Annotated in this window: 19 protein-coding genes; 15 read left to right on the top strand and 4 right to left on the bottom strand. The window is 73.9% G+C overall.

The features are described from left to right. Positions 1–6 precede the first annotated feature (6 nt). The 5 genes from ABZ386_RS40635 to ABZ386_RS40615 all read left to right on the top strand — a co-directional run bounded on the left by ABZ386_RS40635 (position 7) and on the right by ABZ386_RS40615 (position 8,946). Positions 7–1,773 (top strand): fatty acyl-AMP ligase, encoded by a 1,767-nt coding sequence (locus ABZ386_RS40635; protein WP_358968535.1) that lies wholly within the window; start codon positions 7–9, stop codon positions 1,771–1,773. Beyond that, a complete protein-coding gene (locus ABZ386_RS40630; RefSeq protein ID WP_358968533.1) occupies positions 1,770–5,834 on the top strand; it encodes a type I polyketide synthase in 4,065 nt (1,354 codons plus the stop codon). Before ABZ386_RS40635 ends, ABZ386_RS40630 begins: the two co-directional genes overlap by 4 nt. 21 nt (positions 5,835–5,855) lie before the next feature. Continuing rightward, positions 5,856–6,824, top strand: coding sequence for an alpha/beta hydrolase family protein (locus ABZ386_RS40625; protein WP_356618873.1), 969 nt, complete (start codon positions 5,856–5,858; stop codon positions 6,822–6,824). Between the two features lie 122 nt (positions 6,825–6,946). Then, on the top strand, positions 6,947–8,167 hold the full coding sequence (locus ABZ386_RS40620) for a helix-turn-helix domain-containing protein (RefSeq protein ID WP_358968530.1): 1,221 nt from the start codon (positions 6,947–6,949) through the stop codon (positions 8,165–8,167). A gap of 137 nt (positions 8,168–8,304) precedes the next feature. After that, positions 8,305–8,946 (top strand): cutinase family protein, encoded by a 642-nt coding sequence (locus ABZ386_RS40615; protein WP_358968527.1) that lies wholly within the window; start codon positions 8,305–8,307, stop codon positions 8,944–8,946. Between the two features lie 64 nt (positions 8,947–9,010). Here the strand turns inward: ABZ386_RS40615 and ABZ386_RS40610 are convergent, their stop codons facing one another. After that, a complete protein-coding gene (locus ABZ386_RS40610; protein WP_358968524.1) occupies positions 9,011–10,732 on the bottom strand; it encodes a hypothetical protein in 1,722 nt (573 codons plus the stop codon). A gap of 220 nt (positions 10,733–10,952) precedes the next feature. Between ABZ386_RS40610 and ABZ386_RS40605 the strand changes: the two genes are divergently transcribed. From ABZ386_RS40605 to ABZ386_RS40595, 3 genes are all read left to right on the top strand, one after another. Next, entirely contained in the window at positions 10,953–11,183 is a 231-nt protein-coding gene (locus ABZ386_RS40605; RefSeq protein ID WP_031120363.1) for a hypothetical protein, read from the top strand. Between the two features lie 201 nt (positions 11,184–11,384). Continuing rightward, entirely contained in the window at positions 11,385–11,795 is a 411-nt protein-coding gene (locus ABZ386_RS40600; RefSeq protein ID WP_351335401.1) for a VOC family protein, read from the top strand. Positions 11,796–12,122: 327 nt separating this feature from the next. After that, entirely contained in the window at positions 12,123–13,124 is a 1,002-nt protein-coding gene (locus tag ABZ386_RS40595) for a substrate-binding domain-containing protein (RefSeq protein WP_351335404.1), read from the top strand. Positions 13,125–13,242: 118 nt separating this feature from the next. Here ABZ386_RS40595 and ABZ386_RS40590 read toward each other — a convergent pair whose 3' ends face one another. Further along, a complete protein-coding gene (locus ABZ386_RS40590; protein WP_114257115.1) occupies positions 13,243–14,238 on the bottom strand; it encodes a LacI family DNA-binding transcriptional regulator in 996 nt (331 codons plus the stop codon). A gap of 250 nt (positions 14,239–14,488) precedes the next feature. On the opposite strand from ABZ386_RS40590, the gene ABZ386_RS40585 reads away from it, so the two are divergent. From ABZ386_RS40585 to ABZ386_RS40570, 4 genes are read left to right on the top strand one after another with little or no spacing between them, the layout of a single operon-like run. Continuing rightward, positions 14,489–15,439 (top strand): TIM barrel protein, encoded by a 951-nt coding sequence (locus tag ABZ386_RS40585; protein WP_355721890.1) that lies wholly within the window; start codon positions 14,489–14,491, stop codon positions 15,437–15,439. 9 nt (positions 15,440–15,448) lie between these two features. After that, positions 15,449–16,888 carry a sugar porter family MFS transporter gene (locus ABZ386_RS40580; RefSeq protein ID WP_351335408.1) on the top strand — a complete coding sequence of 480 codons (1,440 nt, stop codon included), beginning with the start codon at positions 15,449–15,451 and terminating at the stop codon, positions 16,886–16,888. Positions 16,889–16,908: 20 nt separating this feature from the next. Beyond that, on the top strand, positions 16,909–17,928 hold the full coding sequence (locus ABZ386_RS40575; protein ID WP_358968521.1) for a Gfo/Idh/MocA family oxidoreductase: 1,020 nt from the start codon (positions 16,909–16,911) through the stop codon (positions 17,926–17,928). Further along, the gene (locus ABZ386_RS40570; RefSeq protein WP_351335413.1) at positions 17,925–18,791 is read left to right on the top strand and encodes a sugar phosphate isomerase/epimerase; all 867 of its coding nucleotides are present in this window, start codon (positions 17,925–17,927) and stop codon (positions 18,789–18,791) included. Before ABZ386_RS40575 ends, ABZ386_RS40570 begins: the two co-directional genes overlap by 4 nt. An 18-nt stretch (positions 18,792–18,809) precedes the next feature. Here the strand turns inward: ABZ386_RS40570 and helR are convergent, their stop codons facing one another. Beyond that, positions 18,810–20,969 carry an RNA polymerase recycling motor ATPase HelR gene (helR, locus tag ABZ386_RS40565; protein ID WP_358968518.1) on the bottom strand — a complete coding sequence of 720 codons (2,160 nt, stop codon included), beginning with the start codon at positions 20,967–20,969 and terminating at the stop codon, positions 18,810–18,812. 307 nt (positions 20,970–21,276) lie between these two features. Here helR and ABZ386_RS40560 point away from each other — a divergent pair, with 307 nt between their 5' ends. Together ABZ386_RS40560 and ABZ386_RS40555 are read left to right on the top strand one after the other, a co-directional pair. Further along, entirely contained in the window at positions 21,277–21,501 is a 225-nt protein-coding gene (locus ABZ386_RS40560; protein WP_358968515.1) for a hypothetical protein, read from the top strand. Positions 21,502–21,607: 106 nt separating this feature from the next. Further along, a complete protein-coding gene (locus ABZ386_RS40555; protein ID WP_356506366.1) occupies positions 21,608–22,492 on the top strand; it encodes a Gfo/Idh/MocA family oxidoreductase in 885 nt (294 codons plus the stop codon). Positions 22,493–22,543: 51 nt separating this feature from the next. Here ABZ386_RS40555 and ABZ386_RS40550 read toward each other — a convergent pair whose 3' ends face one another. After that, a complete protein-coding gene (locus ABZ386_RS40550) occupies positions 22,544–23,458 on the bottom strand; it encodes a GNAT family N-acetyltransferase (protein WP_358968512.1) in 915 nt (304 codons plus the stop codon). Positions 23,459–23,719: 261 nt separating this feature from the next. Here ABZ386_RS40550 and ABZ386_RS40545 point away from each other — a divergent pair, with 261 nt between their 5' ends. Next, positions 23,720–24,832: a PP2C family protein-serine/threonine phosphatase gene (locus ABZ386_RS40545; RefSeq protein ID WP_351335424.1), complete on the top strand. Its 1,113-nt coding sequence runs from the start codon at positions 23,720–23,722 to the stop codon at positions 24,830–24,832. Positions 24,833–24,932 lie beyond the last annotated feature (100 nt).

Here is a 24,932-nt window from a genome sequence, read left to right as displayed (position 1 = left end):
CGCCCGATGGACAGCCGTCGCCCCCCGCTCGCGCCCGCTCACCCGACGCTGCCGGAGTTCGTGCGGCACTGGGCCGAGACCACCCCGGACCGCCGGGCCTTCACCTTCGTCGAGCATCCCGCGCCGCACTCGCGCGGCGTCCACCGCACGCTGACCTGGCGCCGGCTGGACGTGCGGGTGCGGGCGCTCGCCGCGCGCCTCGCCGAGGAGGCCGGGCCCGGTGACCGGGTCGCCCTGCTGTGCCCGCAGGGCACGGAGTACGTGACCGCCTTCCTCGCGGCCCTGGCCGCCGGGCTGGTCGCGGTGCCGCTGTATCCGCCGGGGCTGCCCGGGCACGCGGACCGGCTCGCGGGCGTCCTGGCCGACGCGCGGCCCTCGGTCGTGGTGACCACGGGCCGGGCCCGGGACGAGGTGCGGGACTTCCTCGGTGCCGACGGGCCGCGGCTCGTCGTCGCGGACGAGGTGCCCGACGACGCCGGACGGGACTGGCGGCCGGTCGCCCAGGACCCCGGGGCGACCGCCTACCTCCAGTACACCTCCGGTTCGACCCGCGCCCCGGCGGGCGTGGAGATCAGCCACGGCAACGTCGTCGCCAACGCCCGCCAGGCACTGGCCGCCTACGGTGCCGACGCCCGCCCGGTCACCTGCGTGGGCTGGCTGCCCCTCTACCACGACATGGGGCTGGTGCTCAGCGTCGCGGCGCCGGTGGTGCGCGGGCTGCTGTCGGTGCTGATGGACCCGGCCGCGTTCCTGCACGAGCCCGTGCGCTGGCTGCGGCTGCTCGCCGCGCACCCGAACGCCGTGAGCGCCGCGCCCAACTTCGCCTACGACTACTGCGCCGCGACCGTCACCGACGAGCAGAAGGAGGGCCTGCGGCTGGACGGGGTCACCGCGCTGATCAACGGCAGTGAGCCGGTCCGCCCGGGCACGGCCGACCGTTTCCACGCGGCGTTCGCCGGCCAGGGCCTGCCGCCCGGCACGCACTGCCCGTCGTACGGGCTGGCCGAGGCCACCGTGTTCGTCTGCGCGGCCCGGCCGGGTGAGCCGCTGCGCCGGTTCGCGCTGGACCGTGACGCCCTGGCCGCCGGGAAGGCCCTGCCGGCCCGGCCGGACGATCCCCGGGCCGTGCTCCTGGCGGGCTGCGGGACCCCGGCGGGCCAGCGGGTCAGGATCGCCGACCCCGTGACGCGGGCCCTGCTGTCCGAGGGCGAGGTCGGCGAGATCTGGGTGCAGGGGCCGAACGTGGGCCGCGGTTACTGGAACCGGGGGCCGGGGGATGTCTTCGGGGCCGAGTTCGCGGACAGCGCGGCCGGTCCGGGCGGCTGGCTGCGCACGGGCGATCTGGGGACGGTGCTGGAGGGGCAGCTCGTCGTCACGGGGCGGCTGAAGGACCTGATCATCGTCGACGGCCGCAACCACTATCCGCAGGACGTGGAGGCCACGACCCAGGACGCGCACGAGGCGGTGCGCCGGGACCGGCTGGCGGCGTTCGCCGTGCCGGGCGGCGCCGGTGGCGAGCGGGTGGTCGTCGTGGCCGAGCACGCGCGGACCGCGCGCCTCGCCGAGCTGGACGTGCCGGCTGTGGTGCGGGCCGTGCGGGGCGCGGTCTCCGCGCGGCACGGGCTGCGGCTCGCCGACGTCGTCGTGGTCCCGCCGGGCACAGTGCCGCGCACCTCCAGCGGCAAGGTGTCGCGGGCGCTGACCCGGGCCAGGTACCTGGAGGGCGCGTACGGCGGGCAGGAGCGTGCGGCGACGGCGGGTGCGGCGGGATGAGGCCCGCCGACGAGGGCGCGCTGCGCCGACTGATCGCCGAGCGGGTGGCCGGCTGGTACGGCACGGCCCCCGAGGACGTCCCCATGGACCGGCCGCTCGCGGATCTCGGCATGGCCTCGCGGGACGCGGTCGCCCTGGCCGGTGAACTGTCCCGGGCGACGGGCCGCGAGCTGCCGGCGACGCTGCTGTGGGAGACGCCCACCGGGGACGCCCTGGTGGCGCGGCTGTGCGGCGCGGAGGCCGAAGCCGCCCCGGTGCCGCGCCCGGGAGCGCCGGGCGGACAGGGCGGGCCGACCGGGCAGGGCGAGCCGGTCGCGGTCGTCGGGGTCGGCTGCCGGCTGCCCGGCGGGGTGCACGGCCCGGACGACTACTGGCGGCTGCTCTGCGAGGGAACGGACGCGATCCGACGCGTCCCGGAGGACCGCTGGCGCGACTTCACCCCCTTCCCGCCCGCCGACGCGCATCCGCTCGGCGGCTACCTCGACGACATCGCCGGGTTCGACGCGGACTTCTTCCGCATCACCCCCCGCGAGGCCGCGGTGATGGACCCCCAGCAGCGGATCCTGCTGGAGGTGGTCCACGAGGCGCTCGACCACGCCGCCGTGCCGGCCGGGTCCCTGGCGGGCACCGCCACCGGGGTGTTCGTCGGCATCTCCGCACCGGAGTACGGGCAGCTCACCGGCGCCGACCCGGCCGCCGTCGACCCCTGGGCCCCGGCCGGGGGCGCCCTGAGCGTGGCCGCCGGACGGCTCGCCTACGTCCTGGACACGCGCGGGCCGAGCCTGGCCGTCGACACGGCCTGTTCGTCGTCGCTGGTGGCGGTGCACCACGCCTGCGTCAGCCTGCGCACCGGCGAGAGCGACACGGCGATCGCCGCCGGCGTCAACCTGCTGCTGTCGCCCGCCGTGAGCGTCGCCTTCCGCAGGGCGGGCGCCCTCGCGCCGGACGGGCGGTGCAAGCCGTTCTCGACGGCGGCCGACGGCATCGGGCGCGGCGAGGGCTGCGCGGCCGTGATCCTCAAGCGGCTGTCCGACGCGGAGCGGGACGGCGACCGCGTGCTGGCCGTCGTCCGGGCCTCCGCCGTCAACTCCGACGGCCGCTCGAACGGCCTGATGGCGCCGAACCCGGCCGCCCAGCAGGCGCTGCTGCACAGCGCGTACGCCCGGGCGGGGCTGGCCCCGGCGCACGTCGACTACGTGGAGGCACACGGCACCGGCACTCCGCTGGGCGACCCGATCGAGGCGGGCGCGCTCGGCGCGGTGCTCGGCGCGGGCCGCGACCCGGACCAGCCGCTGCTGCTGGGGTCGGTCAAGGGCAACCTCGGTCATCTGGAGTCGGCCGCGGGCGTCGCCGGCCTGGTGAAGACCGTGCTGGCCCTGCACCACGACCGCATCCCGCCGTCCCTGCACTGCGCGGAGGGCAGTTCCCTCGCCGACGCCCGGCTGCGGGTGGTGACCGAGCCGGAGCCCTGGCCCCGCTACGGCGGCACGGCCGTCGCGGGGGTCTCGGGGTTCGGCTTCGGCGGCACCAACGCCCATGTGGTGCTGGAGGAGGGGCCGCCGGGCCTGGTCCCGGCCCCGGCGGCCGGGGAGCCCGCCGCGCGTCTGCATCTGCTGTCCGACGTCGACGCCGAGCGGATCCGCGACACGGCGGGCAGGCTCGCCGACCGGCTGCGTGGCGGCGCGGCCCGTCCGGCCGACGTGGCGCGCACCCTGGCCGGGCGGGCCGGCCGGGGTCCCGTACGCGCCGCCGTGGTCGCCCGTGACCGCGCCGAACTGGTGGACGCGCTGGACGCGTTGGCGGCAGGGCGTCCGGACGCGCGCGTGGTGACCGGTGACCGCGACCGGGTGGGGCCCGGCCCGGTGTGGGTGTTCTCCGGCTACGGCAGCCAGTGGCCGGGCATGGGGCGGCGGCTGCTGGCCGAGGAGCCCGCGTTCGCCGCCGCCGTCGAGAAGCTCGACCCGCAGCTCGCCCCGGAGTGCGGTCTGTCCCTGTACGACCACCTGTCCTCCGGGGCGGCCCTGGACCGCCTGGAGGTCGCCCAGCCCGTGCTGTTCGGGCTCCAGCTGGCACTGGCCGAGCTGTGGCGTTCCCACGGGGTCGAGCCCGCCGCGGTCATCGGCCACTCCATGGGCGAGGTGGCGGCGGCCGTCTGCGCGGGCGCGCTGGACGTGGCGGACGCGGCGCGTGTCATCGCCGTACGGGCCCGGCTGCTCAGCGGGCTGCGGGGCGGGGCGATGGCGGTGGTGGACCTGGACGACGCGGAAGTGGAGTCGCTGGAGGGGGGTGTGCACGTCGCCGTGCACTCCTCGCCCCGGCAGAAGGTCGTCACCGGCGAGGAGGCGGCGGTGGCCCGGCTCGTGCGCCGGCTGGAGGGGCAGGGCCGGGCGGCCCGGGCCATGCGGGTCGTCGGCGCCGGGCACTCCCCGCACGTGGACGGGCTGTTGCCGGAGCTGGTCGAGGCGCTGTCCGGCGTCCGGGGCCGGCGACCGGTCGTCCCGGTCCACTCCACCGTCCTGGACGACCCGCGCGGCGACTGCGTGTTCGACGCCGATCACTGGGCGGCCAACCTGCGGCGGCCCGTACGGCTGGACCGGGCGCTCGCGTCCGCCGCGGCCGACGGCCACACCGCGTTCGTGGAGATCTCGCCCCACCCGGTGCTGACGGGTGCCGTCGCCGACACCGTGCCCGGCGCGCTCACCCTGGCCACGCTGCGCCGGGACGCCGACGGGGCGGAGGCGTTCGCCGGGCGACTGGCCGCCCTCTACGCGGCGGGCCAGCCGCTGCCCGTGCCACCCGGCCGGGTCATCGACCTGCCCGCACCGCGGTGGCGGCACGTACGGCACTGGTGGACGGACGGCCGGGGCCGCCCCGGGCCTGAGCCGACGGAGGGCGTAACGGCGGACGGCCGGGCCCACACGGAACCGGAACCGGAACCGACGGACGCACCGAGCCGCGTGGCACCGGAACCGGCAGACGGCCGCACGGCCCCGGCGCATGGTCCCGCCGAGCCGGCGGAACCCGCCTCCGTCCTGGCTCGGCTGGTCCACCACATCGCCGCCGTCACCGGTCATCCGCCCACGCGTCTGACCCCGGGCACCGCCCTGGCCGACCTGGGCCTGGACTCGCTGATGGCGGTCCGCATCCGTACGGCCGTGGAGCGCGAGTTCGGCATCGAGCTGCCCCTGCGCGCCCTGTTCACCGCCGTCACCGTCGAGGACGCCGCCGCCCGCGTGCGGCTCGCCCTGAACACCCCGCTGCGCCCGCTGCGCGCGACCGGCTCCCGTCCGCCGCTGTTCCTGGCCCACGCCGCCGGCGGCCCGGTCACCGTGTACCGGGCGCTCGCCGACCGCCTCGGGGACGACCGGCCGGTGTACGGCCTGGCGCGGATCGAGCAGGCCCGGACCGTGCCGGAGAAGGCCCGCCGCTACGCCGAGGCCATCGCAAGCGCCCACCCCGACGGGCCCTGCGTGCTGGGCGGCTGGTCCTTCGGCGGGTTCGTCGCCCAGGAGACCGCGCGGCAGCTGCGCGCCGCCGGGCGGGACGTCCCGCTGGTCGTGCTCATCGACTCCGTGCGCCCCCTGCCCCGCCCCGGCCAGTCGCGCGCCGACCGGATCCGGACGCACTTCGAGGGCTTCGCCCGGCACGTGGCCGATGCCTACGGCGTGGAACTGCGGCTGCCTTACGACGAGCTGGTCGCCATGGACGACGACCGGGCGCGCATCGACGCCGTGCTGCGGGCGCTGCGCGAGGCCGCCGACGTGCCGCCCGCCGCGCTGGAGCACCAGCGGGCCTCGTACCTGGACCTGGGCATCGGGGAAGCGCACCGGCCCGGCGGCTACGACGGTCCGGTGGTCCTGTACCGGGCCGCCGAACCCGCGCCGCACACCGTGCGCGACCCGGCGTACGAGCGGGACGACGAGGCGCTGGGCTGGGACGAGGTGTGCCCGCGCCTGGAGGTCGTGCCGGTGTCCGGTCACCATCTGTCGCTGCTCGACCCGCCGCACGTGGACGAGCTCGCCGCCCATCTGAGCCGGGTGCTCGCCGAGCGGGCCCCCTGAACCGCAACCCGAGGAGCCGCCATGCCCGACCTGCCCCAGCCGGCCCGCACGCCGGAGCCGGCCACCGGAGTGTCCCGGCGCGCCGTCGCCAGAGCGACGGCCGCCGCCGGTCTCGCGGTCCTGTTCGGGGCCGCGGGCGGCACGGCCCGTGCCCGGGCCGCCACCCGGCCGGGGCCGCGCACCCTGGACGTGTCCGTGCCCTCCGCCGCGCTCGGCCGCACCGCACCGGTCCGGCTGATCCTGCCGTCGGACTTCGCCGCGCGGCCCGAGAAGAAGTACCCCGTCCTGTATCTGCTGCACGGCGCCCACGACGACTACACGTCCTGGACCCGGGAGACGGACATCGAGGCCTTCACCGAGGGCCGCGACCTGATCGTGGCGATGCCGGACGCGGGCCCCACCGGCATCCCGAGCGTGTGGCGCGGCGGCCCCGACTACGAGACCTTCCAGGTGAAGGAGGTGCCGGCGCTGCTGGCCCGGGAGTACCGGGCCTCCGGAGTCCGGGCGGTCGCCGGGGTGTCCACCGGCGGCTACGGCGCGATGGCCCACGCGGCCCGCCACCCCCGGGCGTTCACCGCCGCGGCCTCCTACAGCGGCATCCTCGACACCACCGCCCCCGGTGTTCCCGCCATCATGGACGCGATCGTGGCCCGGGAGAACCTGCCGGCCGCGTCGCTGTGGGGGCATCCGCTGCTGAACGCGCTGACCTGGCGGGACTTCAATCCGCGCGCCCGCGCCACCGGGCTGCGCGGCACCGCCCTGTACATCTCGCAGGGCAGCGGGGTGGGCAGCGGCGGCGATCCGCTGCCCGGGATCCTGGAGAGCGCGCTGTGGCCCTCCGCCCAGGGCTTCGCCCGCGCGCTGACCCTCCTGGGGATCCCGGTCACCACGCACCTGTATGCGGGAGGAGGACACGACTGGCCTTACTGGAAGCGGGAGTTCACCGCCTCGTGGCCGATGCTCGCCCATGCGCTGGGCGTGCCGGAGTGACGGGGGTGCCGTCGGGGCACGGAACGGAGCGGATGGGTCGTCCGTCCCACACAGGACGTCCCACTCGTCCCCCTGGCAACAGCCCGTGGGCGAGCCGCTTCCGGTCGAAAGGAGTGTCCGTGATGGCCGTGCCCACTCCGCACGGCGTGCCGGACCGTCCCGGCACGCCACCGGTGCCGCCCGAGCTGGCGGAGCTGCTGCGCGTCCAGCTCGCCGCGGTCGCCGACGAGGTGGAGGAGGAGGTCCGCCGCCAGGTCCCCGAGTACGCGCGGCCCGCGGACGGGACGTACCGCCAGAACCTGCGGTCGGGGGTGGTGCAGGCGCTGACCCTGTTCGTGGACCACATCGCCGACCCGCGGGACGACGGCGGCTCGATCGCGGCGACGTACTACGAACTCGGGCGCGGCGAGGCCCTGGAGGGCCGCAGCCTGGACGCGTTGCAGTCCGCGCTGCGGGTCGGCGGGCTGCACGCCTGGCGGCTGATGGGGCGTACGGCGGAGGAACTGGGCCTGGACTCCACGGTCGTGGCCGCGCTCGGGGAGCTGGCGTTCCGGACCGTGCACGAGGTCGCCGAGGCGGCCGCGGCCGGCTACGCGGAGGCCCAGCTGCGCAGCTCCGACGAGCTGGAGCGGCGCCGCGGGCGGCTGCTCGACCTGCTCCTGGAGGACGGCCCCGTGGCGTTGGAGGCCGTGCAGGACCTGGCGCACAGCGCCCGCTGGCCGGTGCCCCGGACGGTCGCCGTCGTGGCGCTGGCGGCGGCGCCGGACCGCCGGGAGGAGGACCGGCCGCTGGCGGCGGCGGGCGCGCTGGTGGACATGGAGTCCCGGCCGCCGCGGATGCTGGTGCCCGACCCGGACGGTTCGGGACGGTTCGGCGGCCGGGCGTTCGCGCTCGCGCTGCGCGGCCGGCCCGCCGCGGTCGGCCCGACGGTCGCGGTCACCGAGGCGGCGCAGTCACTGCGCCTCGCCACCCGGGCGCTCGGCCTGATGGGGCGCGGGGTGCTCCCCCGCCAGGGCGTGGTGCACTGTTCCGACCATCTGTCGACACTGCTGCTGTACGGCGACGAGCCGCTGCTCGACCGGCTCCGGGCGCGGGTCCTCGCGCCCCTGGACACCGTCTCGGCGGGGCAGCGCGACCGGCTCGCCGAGACCCTGCTGGCCTGGCTGCTCAGCGGCAGCAACGTGCCCGACGTCGCCGTGCGGCTGCACATCCACCCACAGACGGTCCGCTACCGCCTGCGCCAGCTGGAGAAGCTGTTCGGCTACGCCCTGCACGATCCGGAAACCCGCCTCGATCTCATTCTCGCGTTGCGCGCGGAATCACTGGGAACGCGGCAGGACTGAATCCCGTACTCAATCGGCGACAAAAAACCGCGGTGATTCCATAATCCCGTCCATAACACCCGGCGAGGGGCAGCGAATACGTTCGGGCCGTCCTTTTTCGCAGGCGCTCGACGCGCCTCACACGCGGAGGATCCCCCATGCGTATCCGCTTGTCCCTCGCCGCGCTCTCGCTGGCCGGCGGGGCCGGGCTTGCCACCCTCTCGGCTCCCCCGGCCGCCGCCGCGGCCTGCTCGGACGTGGAACTCGTCGCGGCCCGCGGCACGTTCGAGCCGGGCACGCTCGGCTTCATCGTCGGCGACCCGGTGTTTTCCGCCCTGCAGAAGAAAGTGCCGGGCAAAAGCCTGACCAGCTACAAGGTGAACTATCCCGCGGACCTCTCTCCGACGTCTGCGACCCAGGGCAATCTGGACCTGGTGAACCACGTGAAGAGCCAGGCCGCCGCCTGCCCGAACCAGAAGTTCGTGCTCGTCGGCTATTCGCAGGGTGCGAACGTCGTCGACAACTCGATCGGCATCAGCAGCGCGGGCGCGGTGGTGGGCAGCCCCATCGTGGCCACGCTGCCCGCGGCGGTCGAGCCGAAGGTCGCCGCCGTGCTGCTGTTCGGCAATCCGATCCGGGCGCTCGGCAAGAGCGTCACCGGCACCTACCAGAGCCGCACCCTGGACATCTGCGCCAAGGGCGATCCCGTCTGCGAGAGCGGTGGCGGAGACGTCGGGGCGCACCTGGGCTACCGGGACGACGCCGACGCGGCGGCCACGTTCGCCGCGGGCAGACTGTGAGCCGTAGCGGCGTGTGAAGGGGCCCGGGAGGAGATCCTCCCGGGCCCCGGGCGTGCGTGCGGGGTCAACGGGGTGCGCGGGCGAAGGCGGCGAGGCCGGTGGAGACGGGTTCGGGCCGGCCGTCGTTCTGCTCGGCCGCGGCGGTCAGCACGTCGAGGTGCTGGTAGCCGTCGGCAATCACGGGACGCAGCTCGGGCGGGACCCGGCCGGCGAGCAGTCCCTCACCGGCGAGGACGGTGAGCACCGGGTTGGCCTTGAGCCCGTCCGGATGGACGACGAGCTTCTTCACCTGCGGCGAGGTGGACATCTGTATGTCCGTCACGAGCTTGGTCGGGAAGTACTGCTCGGTGAAGTCCAGCGGCTGCTCGGCCAGGCTGCGGGCCAGTTGCCGGATGTCGGTGACCTCCTCCCCGGGGCCGGTGAACGGCGTGCCGTCGGCCGACCGGTAGCCGGGGTCGTCGGGGTCGCCGACCCGGTCATAGGTGCGCCAGGTGTAGAGCGGGCCCTGCGGCCGGTCCGGGATGGCCTTGTACGCGGTGCCGTACAGCCCGGGCTGCTCCGTGCCGCCGTTGGCGACGGGGAAGCTCTTGTCGGCGATCGGCCCGCCGTCGAAGAAGCCGACACTGGTCTGCAGGAACGCCAGCGGCACGGAGTTGTCGTCGAGCAGCGCGCCGAGCACGGCCCCGTTGGTGAGGCGGAAGTCCTTCACGGCGGGCTTGCCGGTGAGGAAGGCGGCGGTGTCCTTGGAGAACAGGACGCGGTGGGTGGCCTCGATGTTGAGGTTGGAGGGCAGGTAGCGGGGCAGGGTCGCCTCGGCGTCCGGGTTCTTGAGAGCACCCATTCCCGCGATGCCGAGCAGCGTCATGGTCTCGGGGTTGAGCAGCACCGGCGCGGACAGCGTGCGCGGCAGCACCCCGCTGTCGAGCCCGGCCTGGATCACGCCGTACCCGAGGCCGATGTCGGGCAGGTTGGTGTCGTCGGGGAGGCTGCCGCTGAGGTCGGCGAGCGAGGTGGAGACGGTCGTGTCGAGGGCGAAGTAGCCGGCGCACTGGTTGTACCCGGCGTCCGAGGTGGTGGCCCGGTCGCCGTCGAAGTCGGCGGCGGCGAAGTACCCGGTGATCACCCCGCCCAGCGAGTGCCCGCCGCACAGCACCTTGCGCTTGCGCTGCGCCTGGTTCGGCAGCTCGGCGGCGAGCAGGTCGTACTGGTCGCGGACGGTCTGCTCGATGCCGAGCTTCGCCATCCAGCCGAGTTGCCGATTCTCGGCGAAGCCGTCGAAGGTCCGGCCGTCGACCTGTTTGCCGCGGTAGTAGTAGTCGACGGCGGTGTGCTGGTCGCCGGAGGCGATGCCGGTGCGGTCCTCCAGGCAGTTGGAGCGCCGGTCCAGCGCCCAGAACTCGATGTGCAGGCCCTGCCCGGCGGCGCGCGCCACGGTGTTGCGGGCGACGCTGTCGAACGCGCCGGCTCCTTCCAGGATGCCGGGCTGGGCGATCAGGATCCGGTCCGCGTCGGCCGACGCGGCGGGCCCGTCGGCGGAGCGGTAGCGCAGGTACGACAGCCAGTCGCAGGCGGCCGGACGGGGCCCGGCCGACTCCGGCAGCGGCACCTTCACCCGCACCACCGACTCCGTCACCCCGGTCACCGGCGACGTCGACACCACCGGTGTCTCGGTCCGCGCCCCGTCGGCCCGGGCGCCCGGGGCGGCGGCCGTGAGTGTCCCGGCGGTCAGCAGCACCGCCAGTGCGGCGCCGCGCCACTTCCCTCTACTCCTGAGGTTCATGTCCATGCCACGGACGCTAGGGCTGTGGCGGGGGGCCGCTCAGGGGGTGCTGATGAGAACTCAGTTTCCGGATCGCGGCTTGTCACCGGCGCACAGCGGACCCCGCGGGCGCCGGGCCGGGGAGCGGCCGGCGGCAGGGGCTCGGCACCTGCTGGGCGGACCGGTTCGTCCCGCTTCCGGTCGCGGCCGAGCTGCGAACCGCCGGTTTCGGGCGCATGGTGGGGTCATGGACGGTCAACCCCCTGTGGTCGTGCAGCCGCCCGCGTCGGACGGCGGACGGCTGGTGACCATCCACGGCGAGAACATGGGCGTCGCCTACAGCCTGTTCGACGTGCTGGACTTCCTGCACCGCGAGGGCCTGCCCACGACGGACACGGCCGTCGACGACACCGAGCTGATCGAGTGGCGCGGCGGAGGCCCGTACGACTGGAACAACGGGTCGGCCGACGAGGCCTGAGCCCCCGTACGACAGCCCCGGCCCCGCCTCAGTCCACCGGCGCCCGCCCCGCCGGCCGGCCGGTCGAGACGGTCGCGCTGGGCACGCCGTCCCGGCGTCGGTTCCCGGCGCGTCGGGTCGCGAACCCGCTCGGCGCGCCGTAGCCGGTGTCCGGCGTTACGCTGCGCGCAACCCGCCCCCGCCCCCTTCCGGGAGGTTCTCATGGTCTCGCGTCTCAACCCCTACCTCACCTTCGACGGCGACGCCCGGCAGGCGATGGAGTTCTACCAGGAGGTCTTCGGCGGCACGCTGGACCTCAACACCTACGGCGACTTCGGCCAGCCGGACGCCCCGAACGCCGACCAGGTCATGCACGGCATGCTGGAGACCCCCAGCGGCTTCACCCTGATGGGCGCCGACAACCCGCCGGGCATGGAGTCCCCGCAGGACAGCCGCTACTCCGTGAGCCTGAGCGGCGACGACGACGCCGAGCTGCGCGGCTACTGGGAGAAGCTCTCCGAGGGCGGCTCGGTGTCGGTACCGCTGGAGAAGCAGATGTGGGGCGACGAGTTCGGCATGTGCACGGACCGCTTCGGCGTCCCGTGGATGGTCAACATCAGCAGACCGGAATAGCCGAGCCCGGAACGACCGGAACGGTCCGGGACCGTCCGGGCCGTCCGGCCGAGGCCGTCCGCTCCCCGCCGTTCACCACCGGCGGGGAGCGGACGGCCCTTTTTGTTGGAACGTCCTGACAAAGCTGTTGACATCACTCGAAGGCGCCCGCATAGTACCTGCCACTAGAGCGCGCTAGTGGCGCGCTCCAGCCACCGCGACCGCGGCGGTCCGCACCCAGGACCACCGCACATCCCATGACCGCCGCCGCCCAGGGCACCCACCCAGCGCCTCCCTCCCCGGACCGGGCGCGGCCCCCTCGTCCCAGCACAGTGAGGTGCACCCGACATGCGCAGACACCACAGAGCCGCCGCCCTGACCGCCGCCGTCCTCGCGGGCACCCTGCTCGCCGCCGGCTGCTCCAGCGGCTCCGGCGGGAAGAAGTCCGAGGCCGGCGGCACCGACGCCGCCGCGGGCAAGGCCACCACCCCGCGGATGACGGTCGCCCTGATCACCCACGCGGCGCCCGGCGACACCTTCTGGGACCTGATCCGCAAGGGCGCCCAGGCCGCCGCCGCGAAGGACAACATCAAGCTCGTCTACTCCAGCAACCCGGCCGCCGGGAACCAGGCCAACCTGGTGCAGAACGCCATCGACCAGAAGGTCGACGGCATCGCGCTCACCGCCGCCAAGCCCGACGCCATGAAGGCGGTCGTGGCCAAGGCCAAGGCGGCCGGCATCCCCGTCGTCGGCTTCAACTCCGGCCTGGACGACTGGAAGGAACTCGGCATGCTCGAGTACTTCGGCCAGGACGAGAACATCGCCGGGCAGGCCTTCGGCGAGCGCCTCGACCAGCAGGGCGCCAAGCACGCCGTCTGCGTGATCCAGGAGCAGGGCCAGGTCGCCCTGGAGGCCCGCTGCGCCGGCCTGAAGAAGGGCTTCCAGGGCACGACGGAGATCCTGTACGTCAACGGCACCGACATGCCCTCCGTGAAGTCGACCCTGACCGCCAAGCTCCAGGACTCCTCCATCGACCAGGTGGTGACGCTCGGCGCCCCCATCGCCCTGACCGCCGTGCAGTCGGTGAAGGACGCGGGCAGCAAGGCGAAGGTCGCCACCTTCGACCTCAACAAGGACCTCGTCGGAGCGATCCAGAGCGGCAGCGTCGAGTTCGCCGTCGACCAGCAGCCCTACCTCCAGGGCTACCTCGCCGTCGACGCGCTGTGGCTGTACCGGACGAACGGCAACGTCAGCGGCGGCGGCACCGCTCCCGTGCTCACCGGTCCGGCCTTCGTCACGAAGGACAACGTGGACACCGTCGCGGAGTTCGCCAAGAAGGGCACCCGCTGAGGAGGGGACGCGCTAAGGGGTCCTTTCACTATGAGCGTCCGATCAGATCGCGTGGTCTGGCGCCTTGCGAGGTGCGGTGCCAGGCCGCGCGACCCGGACGGGCATAGTGAAAGGACCCCTAAGGAGCCGGCACCGGCCCGCTGGTCCCCCGCACCACCAGCTTGGGATCCAGCACCGCCTCCCGCGGCTCCAGCTCCCCGTTCTCCAGCCGCTCGACGGCGAAGCGGACGGCGTGCTCGGCCATGAGGACCGCGTCCTGGCGGACGGTGGTCAGGCCGATCGGCATCAGGTGGGAGAGGTGGCTGTCGTCGTAGCCGACGACGGACAGGTCGCGCGGGACCTCGACGCCCGAGCGGGTGAGCGCCATCAGCAGGCCCATCGCGCAGCGGTCGTTGCCGGCGAGGACCGCCGTCGGCAGCGGCTGTCCGGCGTCCCGCTCGGCCAGGAGCAGGCGGCCCGTCTCGATGCCGGACTCCTCGGTGTGGTGGCCGGGGATCACCCTCGCCTCCCCCTCCAGCCCGTGGCGGCGCATCGCGGCCCGGTAGGCGCGCCGCCGCTCCGCCGAACCCGGTCCGCGTCCGCCGTCGATGTGCACGATCCGGCGGTGCCCCAGCTCCACCAGGTGGTCCATGGCCTGCCGGACGCCCTTGGCCTCGGCGGAGTGCACGAAGTCGACCCGGGCCTGGGGGACCCGGCGGCTGACCGAGACGGCGACCGTGCGCTGCCCCAGCTCGTCGAGGTAGGCGGGCGCGGCGTCCGGGCCGAGCAGGATCACCGCCTCGCAGCGGTGGCTGAGCAGCGCCTCGACCGCCTTGGCCTCGCTGCGGCCGTGGGTGGCCCCGGAGAGCAGCACGTCGTAGCCGAGGCGCTCGGCCTCGGGGTAGATGCCGGTGATGAGGTCCGTGTGGAAGGTCTGGTGCACGGTGAACATCACGCCGAGCGTGCGGCTGCGGCCCCGGGCCAGGAGCCGGGCCGCGCTGTCCGGCCGGTAGCCGATCTCGTCGGCCACGCGCAGGACCCGTTCCCGGGTCTCCCGGCTGGCCCCCGCCTGGTTGCGGAAGATGATCGAGACGAGCGCGCGGGACACGCCCGCCTTCTCGGCGACGTCCGCCATCGTGGGCCGCTGCCTGCCCGCTGCATCCACCTGTGAACCTACCCTCCGACGCCGCCCACCTTACGGGGTGTCCCGCTCGGGGAGCCGTGCGGGAGCCGCTCGGATCCGCGTACGGGGATCCTGAAATCTCCCGGCAACAAGCTATTGACATGACATTTGGACAGGGGTCATCGTACTCGAACTAGAGCGCGCTAGTAGAGCGCATCAGTTCCACGCCCTGCCCCCTTCCTCTCCCCGAAGGACTCTCACCATGGCAACGGTGCCAGCCCCGCTGCGTACGACCGTCGGCAACCTGTGCCTCGGCTCCGCCCCCGACTCCTGGGGCGTCTGGTTCCCCGAGGACGAGCACCAGGTGTCGTACACCCGCTTCCTCGACGAACTGGTCCAGGCCGGCTACGAGTGGCTGGAGCTCGGCCCGTACGGGTACCTGCCCACCGACCCGCGGCGGCTGAAGGCCGAGTTGGACGCGCGGGGGCTGAAGGTCTCCGGCGGCACCGCGTTCGGCGCGCTCCACCGGCCCGAGGCATGGGACGAGATGCTCGCCCACGTCCGGCAGGTCGCCGCGCTGACCGCCGCCGCGGGAGCGCACCACCTGGTCTTCATCCCGCCGATGTACCGGGACGAGAAGACGGGTGCGTTCACCGAGTCGCCCGAGCTGACCGCCGAGCAGTGGGCGGGGTTCGGCCGGGCCGCCGACCGGCTGGGCAAACTGCTGCTGGAGGAGTACGACGTCCGGCTGGTCGTCCATCCGCACGCCGACAGCCACATCCAGACGCAGCCGGAGATCGAGCGGTTGCTGAACGAGTCCGACAGCCGGTACACCAACCTGTGCCTGGACACGGGGCACGTGGCGTACGGCGGCGGGGACAACCTCGATCTGATCCGCCGGTTCGGTGAGCGCGTCGGCTACGTGCACATCAAGCAGATGGACCCGGAGATCCTCGCCCAGGTCGCCGCCGAGGACCTGTCGTTCGGTGAGGCCGTGAAGCGCGGCGTGTGCGTGTCGCCGCCGGCCGGGGTGCCGGACCCGGCCGACGTGGTGGCGGAACTCGCCAGGCTCGACGCGGAGTTGTTCGTGATCGTCGAACAGGACCTGTACCCGTGCGCTCCCGAGGTGCCGCTGCCCATCGCGGTCAGCACCCGTGAGCACCTGGCCGGCTGCGGCCTGTCGGGTACCCGGCGCCCGAACATCGACAGGTAAGGAGCGGCCATGGACGTCAGGGACGACACGACACCGGCCCCCATCCCCACCCCCGCCACCGCCGTCGCGGACGACGCCCCGCCGGCGGTCAGGCGGCGGCTGCGGCTGATCACGATCATCGCCACGTTCGGTGGTCTGCTCTTCGGCTACGACACGGGCGTCATCAACGGCGCCCTGCCCTACATGACCGACGACCTCGGCCTCACCCCGGTCACCGAGGGCATGGTCACCAGCTCGCTGCTGCTGGGTGCCGCGCTGGGCGCGGTGACCGGCGGGCGGCTGTCCGACGCGCGCGGCAGGCGGCGCAACATCCTGCTGCTGGCCGTGCTGTTCTTCATCGGCGCGCTGGGCTGCACGCTCGCGCCGACGACCGAGGTGATGATCGTGGCACGGTTCGTGCTCGGTCTCGCGGTCGGCGGTGCCTCGGTGACCGTGCCGGTCTATCTCGCGGAGGTGTCGCCCGCCGAGCGGCGCGGCGCCCTCGTCACCCGCAACGAGCTGATGATCGTCACCGGTCAGCTGCTGGCGTTCACGTCCAACGCGATCATCGCGCAGGTCGGCGGCGAGTCCGGTGGTGTGTGGCGCTGGATGCTGGTCGTCGCCACGCTGCCGGCCGTGGTGCTCTGGTTCGGCATGCTGGTGATGCCGGAGAGCCCGCGCTGGCTGGCCTCGCGGAGCCGCTTCGGCGAGGCCCTCGAAGTGCTGCGCCAGGTGCGCTCGCAGGCCCGGGCCGAGGCCGAGCTGAAGGAGGTCACCGCGCTCGCCGTCAAGGACGAGCAGGAGAAGCTCGGCGGCTGGCAGGACATCAAGAGCACGCCCTGGGTGCGCAAGCTGATGTTCGTCGGGTTCGGCATCGCGATCGTGCAGCAGATCACCGGCGTCAACACGATCATGTACTACGGCACGCAGATCCTCACCGACGCCGGTTTCGCCGCCGACAGCGCGCTGACGGCGAACATCGCCAACGGTGTGATCTCGGTGCTGGCCACCTTCGTCGGCATCTGGCTGCTGGGCCGCGTCCCGCGCCGCCCCATGCTGATGACCGGTCAGATCGGCACCACGGCGGCCCTGTTGCTGATCGGCGTCTTCTCGCTGGTGCTGCCGTCCGGTGATCCGCGGGCCTTCGCGGTGCTCGCCATGACGGTCACGTTCCTCGCCTTCCAGCAGGGCGCGATCTCGCCGGTGACCTGGCTGATGCTGTCGGAGATCTTCCCGATGCGGATGCGCGGCTTCGGCATGGGCGTGGCGGCCGTGGTGCTGTGGCTGACCAACTTCGTGATCGGGCTGGTCTTCCCGTCCCTGGTCTCCGGGATCGGGATCTCCAACACCTTCTTCCTGTTCGTGGTGGCGGGCGTGCTGTCCCTCACCTTCGTGAAGCTGTACGTCCCCGAGACCAAGGGCCGCACCCTCGAAACCCTCGAAGCCGAGCTCCGGGCGCGCTTCTCCTGACCACCCCGCAAGGAGTCATCATGACCGTACGTGTAGGCGTCATCGGCGCCGGAATGATCGGCCAGGACCACATCCGGCGGCTCACCGAGGTGGTCACCGGGGCGACGGTCACGGCCGTGACCGACATCGACGCCCGGCGCGCCGCCGAGGTGGCGGCCCGGACCGGTGCCACGGCGCTGCCCACCGGCGCCGAGCTGATCGCCTCCCCCGACGTGGACGCCGTCCTCGTCACCTCCTGGGGGCCCACCCACGCCGAGCACGTCCTGAGCGCGATCGCCGCCGGCAAGCCGGTGTTCTGCGAGAAGCCGCTGGCCACGACCGCCGAGGACTGTCTGCGGATCGTCGAGGCCGAACGGGCGCACGGGCGGCGGCTGGTGCAGGTCGGCTTCATGCGCCGCTTCGACCCCGGCTACCGGCAGATGAAGGAGGTCCTGTCGACCGGTTCGCTCGGCGCCCCGCTGATCGTGCACTGCGCCCACCGCAACCCGACCGTCCCGGAGTCGTACCACTCCGCCATGGCGGCCCAGGACACGGCCGTGCACGAGATCGACGTGCTGCGCTGGCTGCTCGACGACGAGATCGTCTCCGCCCAGGTGGTCACCCCGCGCGCCACGAGCAAGCGGTTCCCGCACCTGAAGGACCCGCAGATCATGATCTTCGAGACGTCCGAGGGCGTCCGGATCGACCTGGAGGTATTCGTCAACTGCCAGTACGGCTACGACATCCAGTGCGAGGTCGTCGGCGAGGACGGCCTGGTGCGGCTGCCCGACCCGGCGGCCGTCGGGATCCGCACGGCGGCCCGGCACGGCACGGGTGTGCTGCAGGACTGGAAGGACCGGTTCGCGGAGGCCTTCGACACCGAGTTCCGCGAGTGGGTCGCCTCCGTGGCGGCCGGCACCGAACCCACCGGCCCGTCCGCCTGGGATGGCTACGCCGCCACCGTCATCACCGACGCCGCCGTCCGGTCCCTGGAGTCCGGCGGCGAGACCGTCACCACCGACATGAAGCCCCGCCCCGCGTTCTACGGAGGGACCGCGTGAAGATCGCCCTCGACCCCTATATGTTCCGTGCGCTGCCCATCGACGAGATGGTGCGTACGGTCGCCGAACTCGGCTACGAGTACATCGAGTTGTCGCCGCGTGCGGACTTCATGCCGTTCTTCCTGCACCCGCGGGCGGACGACGCCCGGGTGGCGGAGCTGAAGCAGTCGCTGCGCAGGCACGGCGTGCAGCTGTCCTCGGTACTGCCGCTGTACAAGTGGTCCTCGCCGGACGAGACCGAGCGGCAGGCGGCCGTCCGCTACTGGAAGCGGATGATCGAGATCACCGTCGAACTCGAATGCCCGCTGATGAACTCGGAGTTCAACGGCCGCCCCGAGCAGGCCGCCGAGAGCGAGGCCGCGTTCTGGCGCTCGCTGGAGGAGCTGCTGCCGGTGTTCGAGCGCGAAGGCATCGCTCTGAACCTGGAGGCCCACCCGGACGACTTCTGCGAGGAGAACACCCCGGCCGTCGATCTCGTCCGCGCGATCAACAAGCCGTGGGTGAACTACCTGTACTGCGCCCCGCACACCTTCCACCTGTCGGGCGCGGACCCCACGGCCGACATCGCCGCGATGATGCGCTATGCCGGTGACAAGCTCCAGCACGTGCACATCGCGGACTCCTTCAACCACAAGGGCTCCAGCGGTCTGCGCTACATCCTCAACCCGCCGGGCACCCCGGCCCGGATCCACCAGCACCTCGACATCGGTCAGGGCGAGGTCGACTGGGACGTCTTCTTCGGCACCCTGCGCGAGCTGGGCTTCGACGGGGTCGCCACGGCCTGCGTCTTCGCCTGGGAGGAGCGGGCCAGGGAGTCTTCGGCGTTCATGCTGGACCGCATCCGCAAGGAACTCGCCGCGTAGTGCTCCCGCCCGGGCGGCTCAGGAACTCGTGAGCACCACGAGCTGCTGGGTCGCCCGGGTCATCGCGACGTAGTGGTCGACCGCGCCCTCGACGCCGGTGCCGAAGTCCTCCGGGTCGACGAGCACGACCAGGTCGAACTCCAGGCCCTTCGACAGCTCCGGGGTCAGCGACCGCACCCGCGGGGAATCGGGCCGGAACGTGGGATCGCCGATGACACAGGCGGTCCCGTGCGGATGGCCGGCGAGCCAGGTGTCGAGGACCGAGTGCAGCTCCACGGTGGATCCGTGCACGACGGGAACGCCGCCGCTGCGGATCGAGGTGGGCACGTTGGCGTCCGGCAGCGCGGCCCGGATGACCGGCTCGGCCTCCGCCATGATCTCCTCGGGCGTCCGGTAGTTGATGCTCAGGGACGCCATCTCGACCCGGCCGAACCCGACCCGCTCCAGCCGTTCCCGCCACGACTCTGTGAACCCGTGCCGTGCCTGGGCGCGGTCCCCGACAATGGTGAAACTGCGGGACGGGCAGCGCAGCAGCAGCATCTGCCACTCCGCGTCCGTCAGTTCCTGGGCCTCGTCGACGACGATGTGCGCGAACGGCCCGGCGAGCCGGTCCGGGTCGTCGGTGGGCAGGGCTGACTCGTCGACCAGGGAGTTGCGCATGTCCTGTCCGTGCAGCATGACCAGCACGCCTTCGCCGTCGTCGTGGGTATGGGCCTCCAGCAGGTTGTCGATGACCTTATCCATGCGTTCGCGTTCTGCGGCGACGGCGGCGGCGTGCCGGCGCTTGCGCCTTGACGCCTCCGGGTCGCCGAGCCGCTGCCGTGCCGCGTCCAGCAGCGGCAGGTCGGACACCGTCCAGGCGTGGGGATCCTCGCGCTGGAGCTTTCGCACGTCGTCGCGGCCGAGCCAGGGGGCGCACATCCGCAGATAGGCCGGTACCGACCACAGGTCCCCGACGAGATCGCTCGCCTCCAACAGCGGCCAGGCTCGGTTGAAGGCCGTGAGCAGGTCCCTGTTCCGCGACAGCGACCTGCGCAGCAGGGCGGCCGGCGCGTCGCCCTCGTGCTTGTCCTCCAGGATCGTGAGCAGTTCCTCCCAGACCTGGCCGCGCGCGTCGTTGTGCGGGGTGCCGGGTTCCGCCGCCGCGAACGCCACGAGCCAGTCTTCGGCGCTGAGCCGGATGTCGGACCAGTGGGTCGTGACCGTCATGCCCTCGGTGGGCGGCTCCTCGTAGAACGTGACGGCCTTCTCGAGCGCCTTCACCATGTCCGCGGACGACTTCAGGCGCGCGACGTCCGGGTCGGTCTCGACCGCCGCTTCGGCTCCCTCGTCGACGAGGTCCCGCAGGACGCAGGTCTGGACGCCCTCCTCGCCGAGGCTGGGCAGGACGTCGGAGACGTAGGACAGGTAGGGCCGGTGCGGGCCGACGAAGAGCACGCCGCCTCGGCGGTGCTGCCCGAGGCGCGGGTCGGAGTAGAGGAGGTAGGCGGAGCGGTGCAGGGCGACGACGGTCTTGCCCGTGCCGGGGCCGCCGTCGACGACGAGGGCGCCGCGGGAACCGGCGCGGATGATGGCGTCCTGGTCGGCCTGGATGGTGCCGAGCACGTCCCGCATGCGGGGCGAGCGGTTGGTGCCCAGGCTGGCGATGAAGGCGGACTGGTCGTCGAGCGCGGCGTGCCCGTCGGCCCCGTCGGCGGTGAACACCTCGTCCCAGTAGTCGGCGATGCGGCCGTCGGTCCAGCGGTAGCGGCGGCGGCTCGCCAGGCCCATCGGGTTGGCGTGCGTCGCTCCGAAGAACGGTTCGGCGGCCGGGGAGCGCCAGTCGACCAGCAGCCGGCGCCCCTCGCTGTCCGTGAGTCCGAGGCGCCCCACGTACACGGGGCCGGAGCCGTCCGCGGCGACCATGTGCCCGAGGCACAGGTCGAGGCCGAAGCGGCGCAGGGCGCGCAGGCGCGCGGTGAGCCGGTGGATCTCGGCGTCCCGGTCCATGGCCTGCCGTCCCTTGCCGCCGGGCGCCCGGCGCTCGGCTTCGAGGCGGTCGGTCAGTTCGGCGACCGACTGCTCCAGGCAGTCGGCGACGGCGGCGAAGTGCCGTTCGTCCCCGGCGATCAGCGCGGGTGCGGCCTTGTGTGCGAGGCGGTCGGGAAGGTCGAACGCGCTCGTGGTCGCAGGGGTCACGTCATGCTCCCGTTTCCGCAGGTCCTGGGCTTGAGAACCGACAGTGTGCGGGAGACGGGGGGCCTTGCCGCAAGGCCCCCTGTGCGCTATAAGTTGAGAGTGGCAAGGAAAGCGTTCCTTGCCTTTCGTGTTTCCGGGCCGGTGTACGCCGGTGTCACCGGCGTACGGGGACTGGGGACGGTGAGCGGGAGCTTCGATCTGACCGCCCGTCTGGAACCCCGGTCCGCCGGGGCGGCGGGAGGACTCCGGGTGGTGACCTCCGCCGACGGCGGCGAGTACCTCGACCTCAGACCCGACCCGGCGTCCGGTGACCTCGTCGTGGACCGCGACCACGCGGCCCTCGGCCCGCGCGCCCACGGCGGCTCGTACCGCGTCCCCCACCGGCGGCGCGCCCTGGCGGATCGAGGCGCGTGCCGGGAGCGGGGGCGGTCTCGGTCACGCGGTCAGCGCCTGGGACCTGCGGCCGTACACCGTGCGCTCCCTGGCCGGTGCCGGTTCCGGGCCGGCGGACGCCGGTCTGGTGCGCCCCTGATCCCTGCCCGGGCTCCCCCGCGGCCGGTTCCGTGTGACACGCTCTTCGCCGAGCGGTCGGCAGGACCGGCCGCGGCGGTTTTCCGGCACCGTGGAGAGGCGGCGGCATGCGCACAGGACTGCTCGGCACCGGCCCGTGGGCGCAGCTGGCCCACGCGCCCGCACTGGGCGGGCACGAGGAGCTGGACTTCGTCGGCGTGTGGGGCCGCCGCCCCGAGGCCGCCAAGGAACTGGCCGAGCGGCACGGCGTCCGCGCGTACGACGACGTGGACGCGCTGTTCGCCGACGTCGACGCGGTCGCCGTCGCGCTGCCTCCGGACGTGCAGGCCGGGCTGGCCGCGCGGGCGGCCCGGGCCGGGTGCCACCTCCTGCTCGACAAGCCGCTCGCGGCGACGGTGGGGCAGGGGCGGGCCGTGGTGGAGGCCGTCGAGGAGGCCGGTGTCGCCTCGGTCGTGTTCTTCACGGCCCGCTTCCAGCCCGAGCCGGCGGCGTGGATCACCGAGCAGGCGGCGGTGCCGGGCTGGTTCACCGGGCGGGCGCAGTGGCTCGGGGCGGTGTTCACCAGCGAGAGTCCCTTCGCGACGCCGTGGCGGCGGGAGAAGGGCGCCCTGTGGGACGTCGGGCCGCACGCGCTGTCCGTGCTGCTGCCGGTGCTCGGCGACGTGCGCCGCGTGACGGCGGCGGCCTACGGGCCCGGGGACACGGCACATGTCGTCCTCGACCACGCGGGCGGCGCGTCGAGCACCCTCACTCTCAGCCTGACGGCACCGCCCGCCGCGTCCGGTGCCGCCGTGGAGCTTCGCGGGGAGGCCGGGGTCGCGGTGCTGCCGGAGAGCGCCGACGGAGCCGTCCCCGCCCTGAGGCGGGCGGCGGACGCCCTGCTCGCCGCCGCCCGCACCGGCCGCCCGCACGCCTGCGACGCGGCGTTCGGCCTCCGGGTCACGGAGATCCTCACGGCGGCGCAGGACCTGCTGAACGGGGCCGCGCGCTAGGTCTCCCGCGGCCCCACCCCGCCTGCCGGGAGACCTGCGCTGCCCGCCGGGTCACTCCCCGCTGTCCGGCGCCGGCTCGCGCGCCGGCTGGAAGTCGAGGCGTTCCTTGACCACGGGGTAGCCGGCCTTGGTGAAGTTCGCGGCCATGGGGAAGTTGCCCCGGTCCGTGGCGGCGGCGACGAACTGCGCGCCCTGCGCGACCAGGAAGTGGGTGCACTCGGCCAGGAGGTCGTAGGCGTAGCCGTGGCCCCGCTGGTCGGGCAGGACGCCGATGAAGCCGATGCACGGGCCGGAGGGGTTGTGGGCCGGGATGTGGATGCCGGCCATCTCGCCCCCGGGTGTGTACGCGACCTGCCACCACGCGCGGGGCGAGGGGCACCAGTGGAAGAAGTCGAGTTCCTCCTGGGCCGCCCGGTCGAGTCCGCCCTGCTCGATGGCCTTGAGCGCGTGGGCGTCCAGGGTGACGGAGTGGATGCGGCGCAGCGCGTCGAAGAACACGGCGTCGTCCGGTTCGGCGCGGAACTCCAGGCGCCCGGGCCGCTCGGGCAGGCCGTGGTCGGGGGTCCAGCGGTACAGGAGGCGTTCGACGAGGAGGTCGTAGCCGGCCATGCGGGCGGCGCTGAAGCGGGTCTCGGCCGCGGTGCGCAGGGCCGGGTCGTCGCGCCAGCCCGCGGGCAGGTTCAGCTCCAGGTCGACCTGCCAGGGGGCGGAGCGCAGGAGCGCGGCGCCCGCCGCCTCCTCGCCTTCCGCCACGTCGAACCAGTTGACGTTGAGGGGCTCGGTGTCGTCGGGGCCGCCCCACCAGGCGCCGCGGGCGACGACCCGGCCGTCGCGCAGCGCCACGCGCTTCCAGTCGGGGCGGTGCCGGGTCAGCCGGTGGCCCTCACGGGCGCCCAGCGGGTCGGGCAGGGTGTCGAAGAGTGCGGCGTCGCTCGCGTCGAGCGCGCGGATGACCGGATCGGTCATGGGTTTTCCTCCGGGAGGCGGAACTGCACGAGCGCTCCCGGTGGGTCAGTCGCAGCACGCCGGGACTACGGGGAGGGAGCGCGGGAACGGTGTGAACTGCACGGCTCTGCCCTCCTTTTGCTGGTCTCGGGGCGTGGCGCGCCACACGTTACGGGATCACCGGTCGCCCGTCCACGGAATTCCGGACCGGGCTCGAGCGGGCCCCGGGAGCCGTCGCGCGCCCGGCGTGCGGCGGCCGGTCGGGCGTAGCAGCGTGGTGGTGTGAGCAGTGCGCGCGGCCGGTTCCGCCGGGCCCCCGACCGGGGCGGGCGCGGCTGGCTGCGCGGCGCGCCGCCGCCGGTGTGGGCGCGGGTGCTGCCGTCCGCGCTGCTGGCGGGCGTGTGCGCGGCGGAGCTGATCAGCCCGGAGCCGCTCGACATCGGCTTCCTGCTGGGCGCCATCCCGCCGCTGGCGGTCCTGGCGCACGGCCCTGCGGCCACGGCGGTGCTGGGCGCGCTGGTGGTGGTCGTGCTGAGCGTCCCGGTGTTCAACCTCAACGCCCCGGGCAGTACGGATTTACTCACCGTGTGCTTCGTCTCGGTCCTGAGCGTGCTGCTGTCGTTCGTGCGCAGCAGGCGGGACGCGCAGCTGGACACCGAGCGTGCGGTCGCCGAGGCCGCGCAGCGGGCCGTCGTGCCGCCGCTGCCGGAGCGGGTGGGGCCGGTGCGGTGCGCGGGGCTGTACCGGGCCGCGCAGCGCGGGACGCTGGTCGGGGGCGACTTCTTCGACGTCCGGGCGGGCCCTTACGGCGTGCGGGCGGTGATGGGTGATGTGCAGGGGCACGGGCTGTCGGCCGTCGCCACGGTCGCGTCGCTGCTGGGGGCCTTCCGGGAGGCGGTGCTGGACCTGCCCGACCCGGAGGCGGTGGCGGCCCGGCTCGACCGGAGGATGGCGGTGGACTCCGCGGACGAGCCGCATGCCGAGCTCTTCGCCACGGCGGTGCTGCTCGACTTCTCCCCCGACGCGCGCCGGGTGCGGATCGTGGCGTGCGGGCAGTCCGGCCCGCTGCTGCTGCGGGACGGGCGGGTCGTCGAGCTGGACGTCGAGCCGTGCACGCCGCTCGGGCTGGGTCTCGCCGGGGCCGCCCCGCCCCGGGTCGTCTCGGTGCCGCTGCGCGCCGGTGACCGGCTCTTCCTCGCCTCCGACGGTGTCACCGAGGCCAGGGACGCCGGCGGGGCCTTCTATCCGCTGGCCGAGCGGCTGCCGGACCTCGCGCACGAGGATCCGGCCGCCCTGGCCGAGCGGGTGTGGGCCGACCTCGTCCGGTACAGCCCGGACGTGCGGGACGACGTCACGATGCTCGTGCTCGCGCCCTGCCCGCGGGGCGGGCCCTGACGCGGCCGGGGGGGGGGGCGGCGGGGGGGGCGGCCGGGCCCCCCCCCGCGAACGGGGGGCTGCACTATCTGCCCTCACTGGTGTTCCGGTACCACGACAC

Source organism: Streptomyces sp. NPDC006140, assembly GCF_040628815.1.
In the GTDB taxonomy this organism is placed as follows: Bacteria; Actinomycetota; Actinomycetes; order Streptomycetales; family Streptomycetaceae; genus Streptomyces.
Note: the sequence above shows the minus strand (reverse complement) of the source record. Positions and strands in the feature narration are given on the sequence as shown.

Coding starts and splice junctions, on each gene's coding strand:
- ABZ386_RS40605 (WP_031120363.1), top strand. CDS start 10,953: ATGGACGGTCAACCCCCTGTGGTCGTGCAGCCGCCCGCGTCGGACGGC.
- ABZ386_RS40550 (WP_358968512.1), bottom strand. CDS start 23,458: ATGACCGATCCGGTCATCCGCGCGCTCGACGCGAGCGACGCCGCACTC.
- ABZ386_RS40615 (WP_358968527.1), top strand. CDS start 8,305: ATGCGTATCCGCTTGTCCCTCGCCGCGCTCTCGCTGGCCGGCGGGGCC.
- ABZ386_RS40580 (WP_351335408.1), top strand. CDS start 15,449: ATGGACGTCAGGGACGACACGACACCGGCCCCCATCCCCACCCCCGCC.
- ABZ386_RS40585 (WP_355721890.1), top strand. CDS start 14,489: ATGGCAACGGTGCCAGCCCCGCTGCGTACGACCGTCGGCAACCTGTGC.
- ABZ386_RS40635 (WP_358968535.1), top strand. CDS start 7: ATGGACAGCCGTCGCCCCCCGCTCGCGCCCGCTCACCCGACGCTGCCG.
- ABZ386_RS40575 (WP_358968521.1), top strand. CDS start 16,909: ATGACCGTACGTGTAGGCGTCATCGGCGCCGGAATGATCGGCCAGGAC.
- ABZ386_RS40620 (WP_358968530.1), top strand. CDS start 6,947: ATGGCCGTGCCCACTCCGCACGGCGTGCCGGACCGTCCCGGCACGCCA.
- ABZ386_RS40625 (WP_356618873.1), top strand. CDS start 5,856: ATGCCCGACCTGCCCCAGCCGGCCCGCACGCCGGAGCCGGCCACCGGA.
- ABZ386_RS40630 (WP_358968533.1), top strand. CDS start 1,770: ATGAGGCCCGCCGACGAGGGCGCGCTGCGCCGACTGATCGCCGAGCGG.
- ABZ386_RS40610 (WP_358968524.1), bottom strand. CDS start 10,732: ATGGACATGAACCTCAGGAGTAGAGGGAAGTGGCGCGGCGCCGCACTG.
- ABZ386_RS40600 (WP_351335401.1), top strand. CDS start 11,385: ATGGTCTCGCGTCTCAACCCCTACCTCACCTTCGACGGCGACGCCCGG.
- ABZ386_RS40595 (WP_351335404.1), top strand. CDS start 12,123: ATGCGCAGACACCACAGAGCCGCCGCCCTGACCGCCGCCGTCCTCGCG.
- ABZ386_RS40590 (WP_114257115.1), bottom strand. CDS start 14,238: ATGGCGGACGTCGCCGAGAAGGCGGGCGTGTCCCGCGCGCTCGTCTCG.
- ABZ386_RS40555 (WP_356506366.1), top strand. CDS start 21,608: ATGCGCACAGGACTGCTCGGCACCGGCCCGTGGGCGCAGCTGGCCCAC.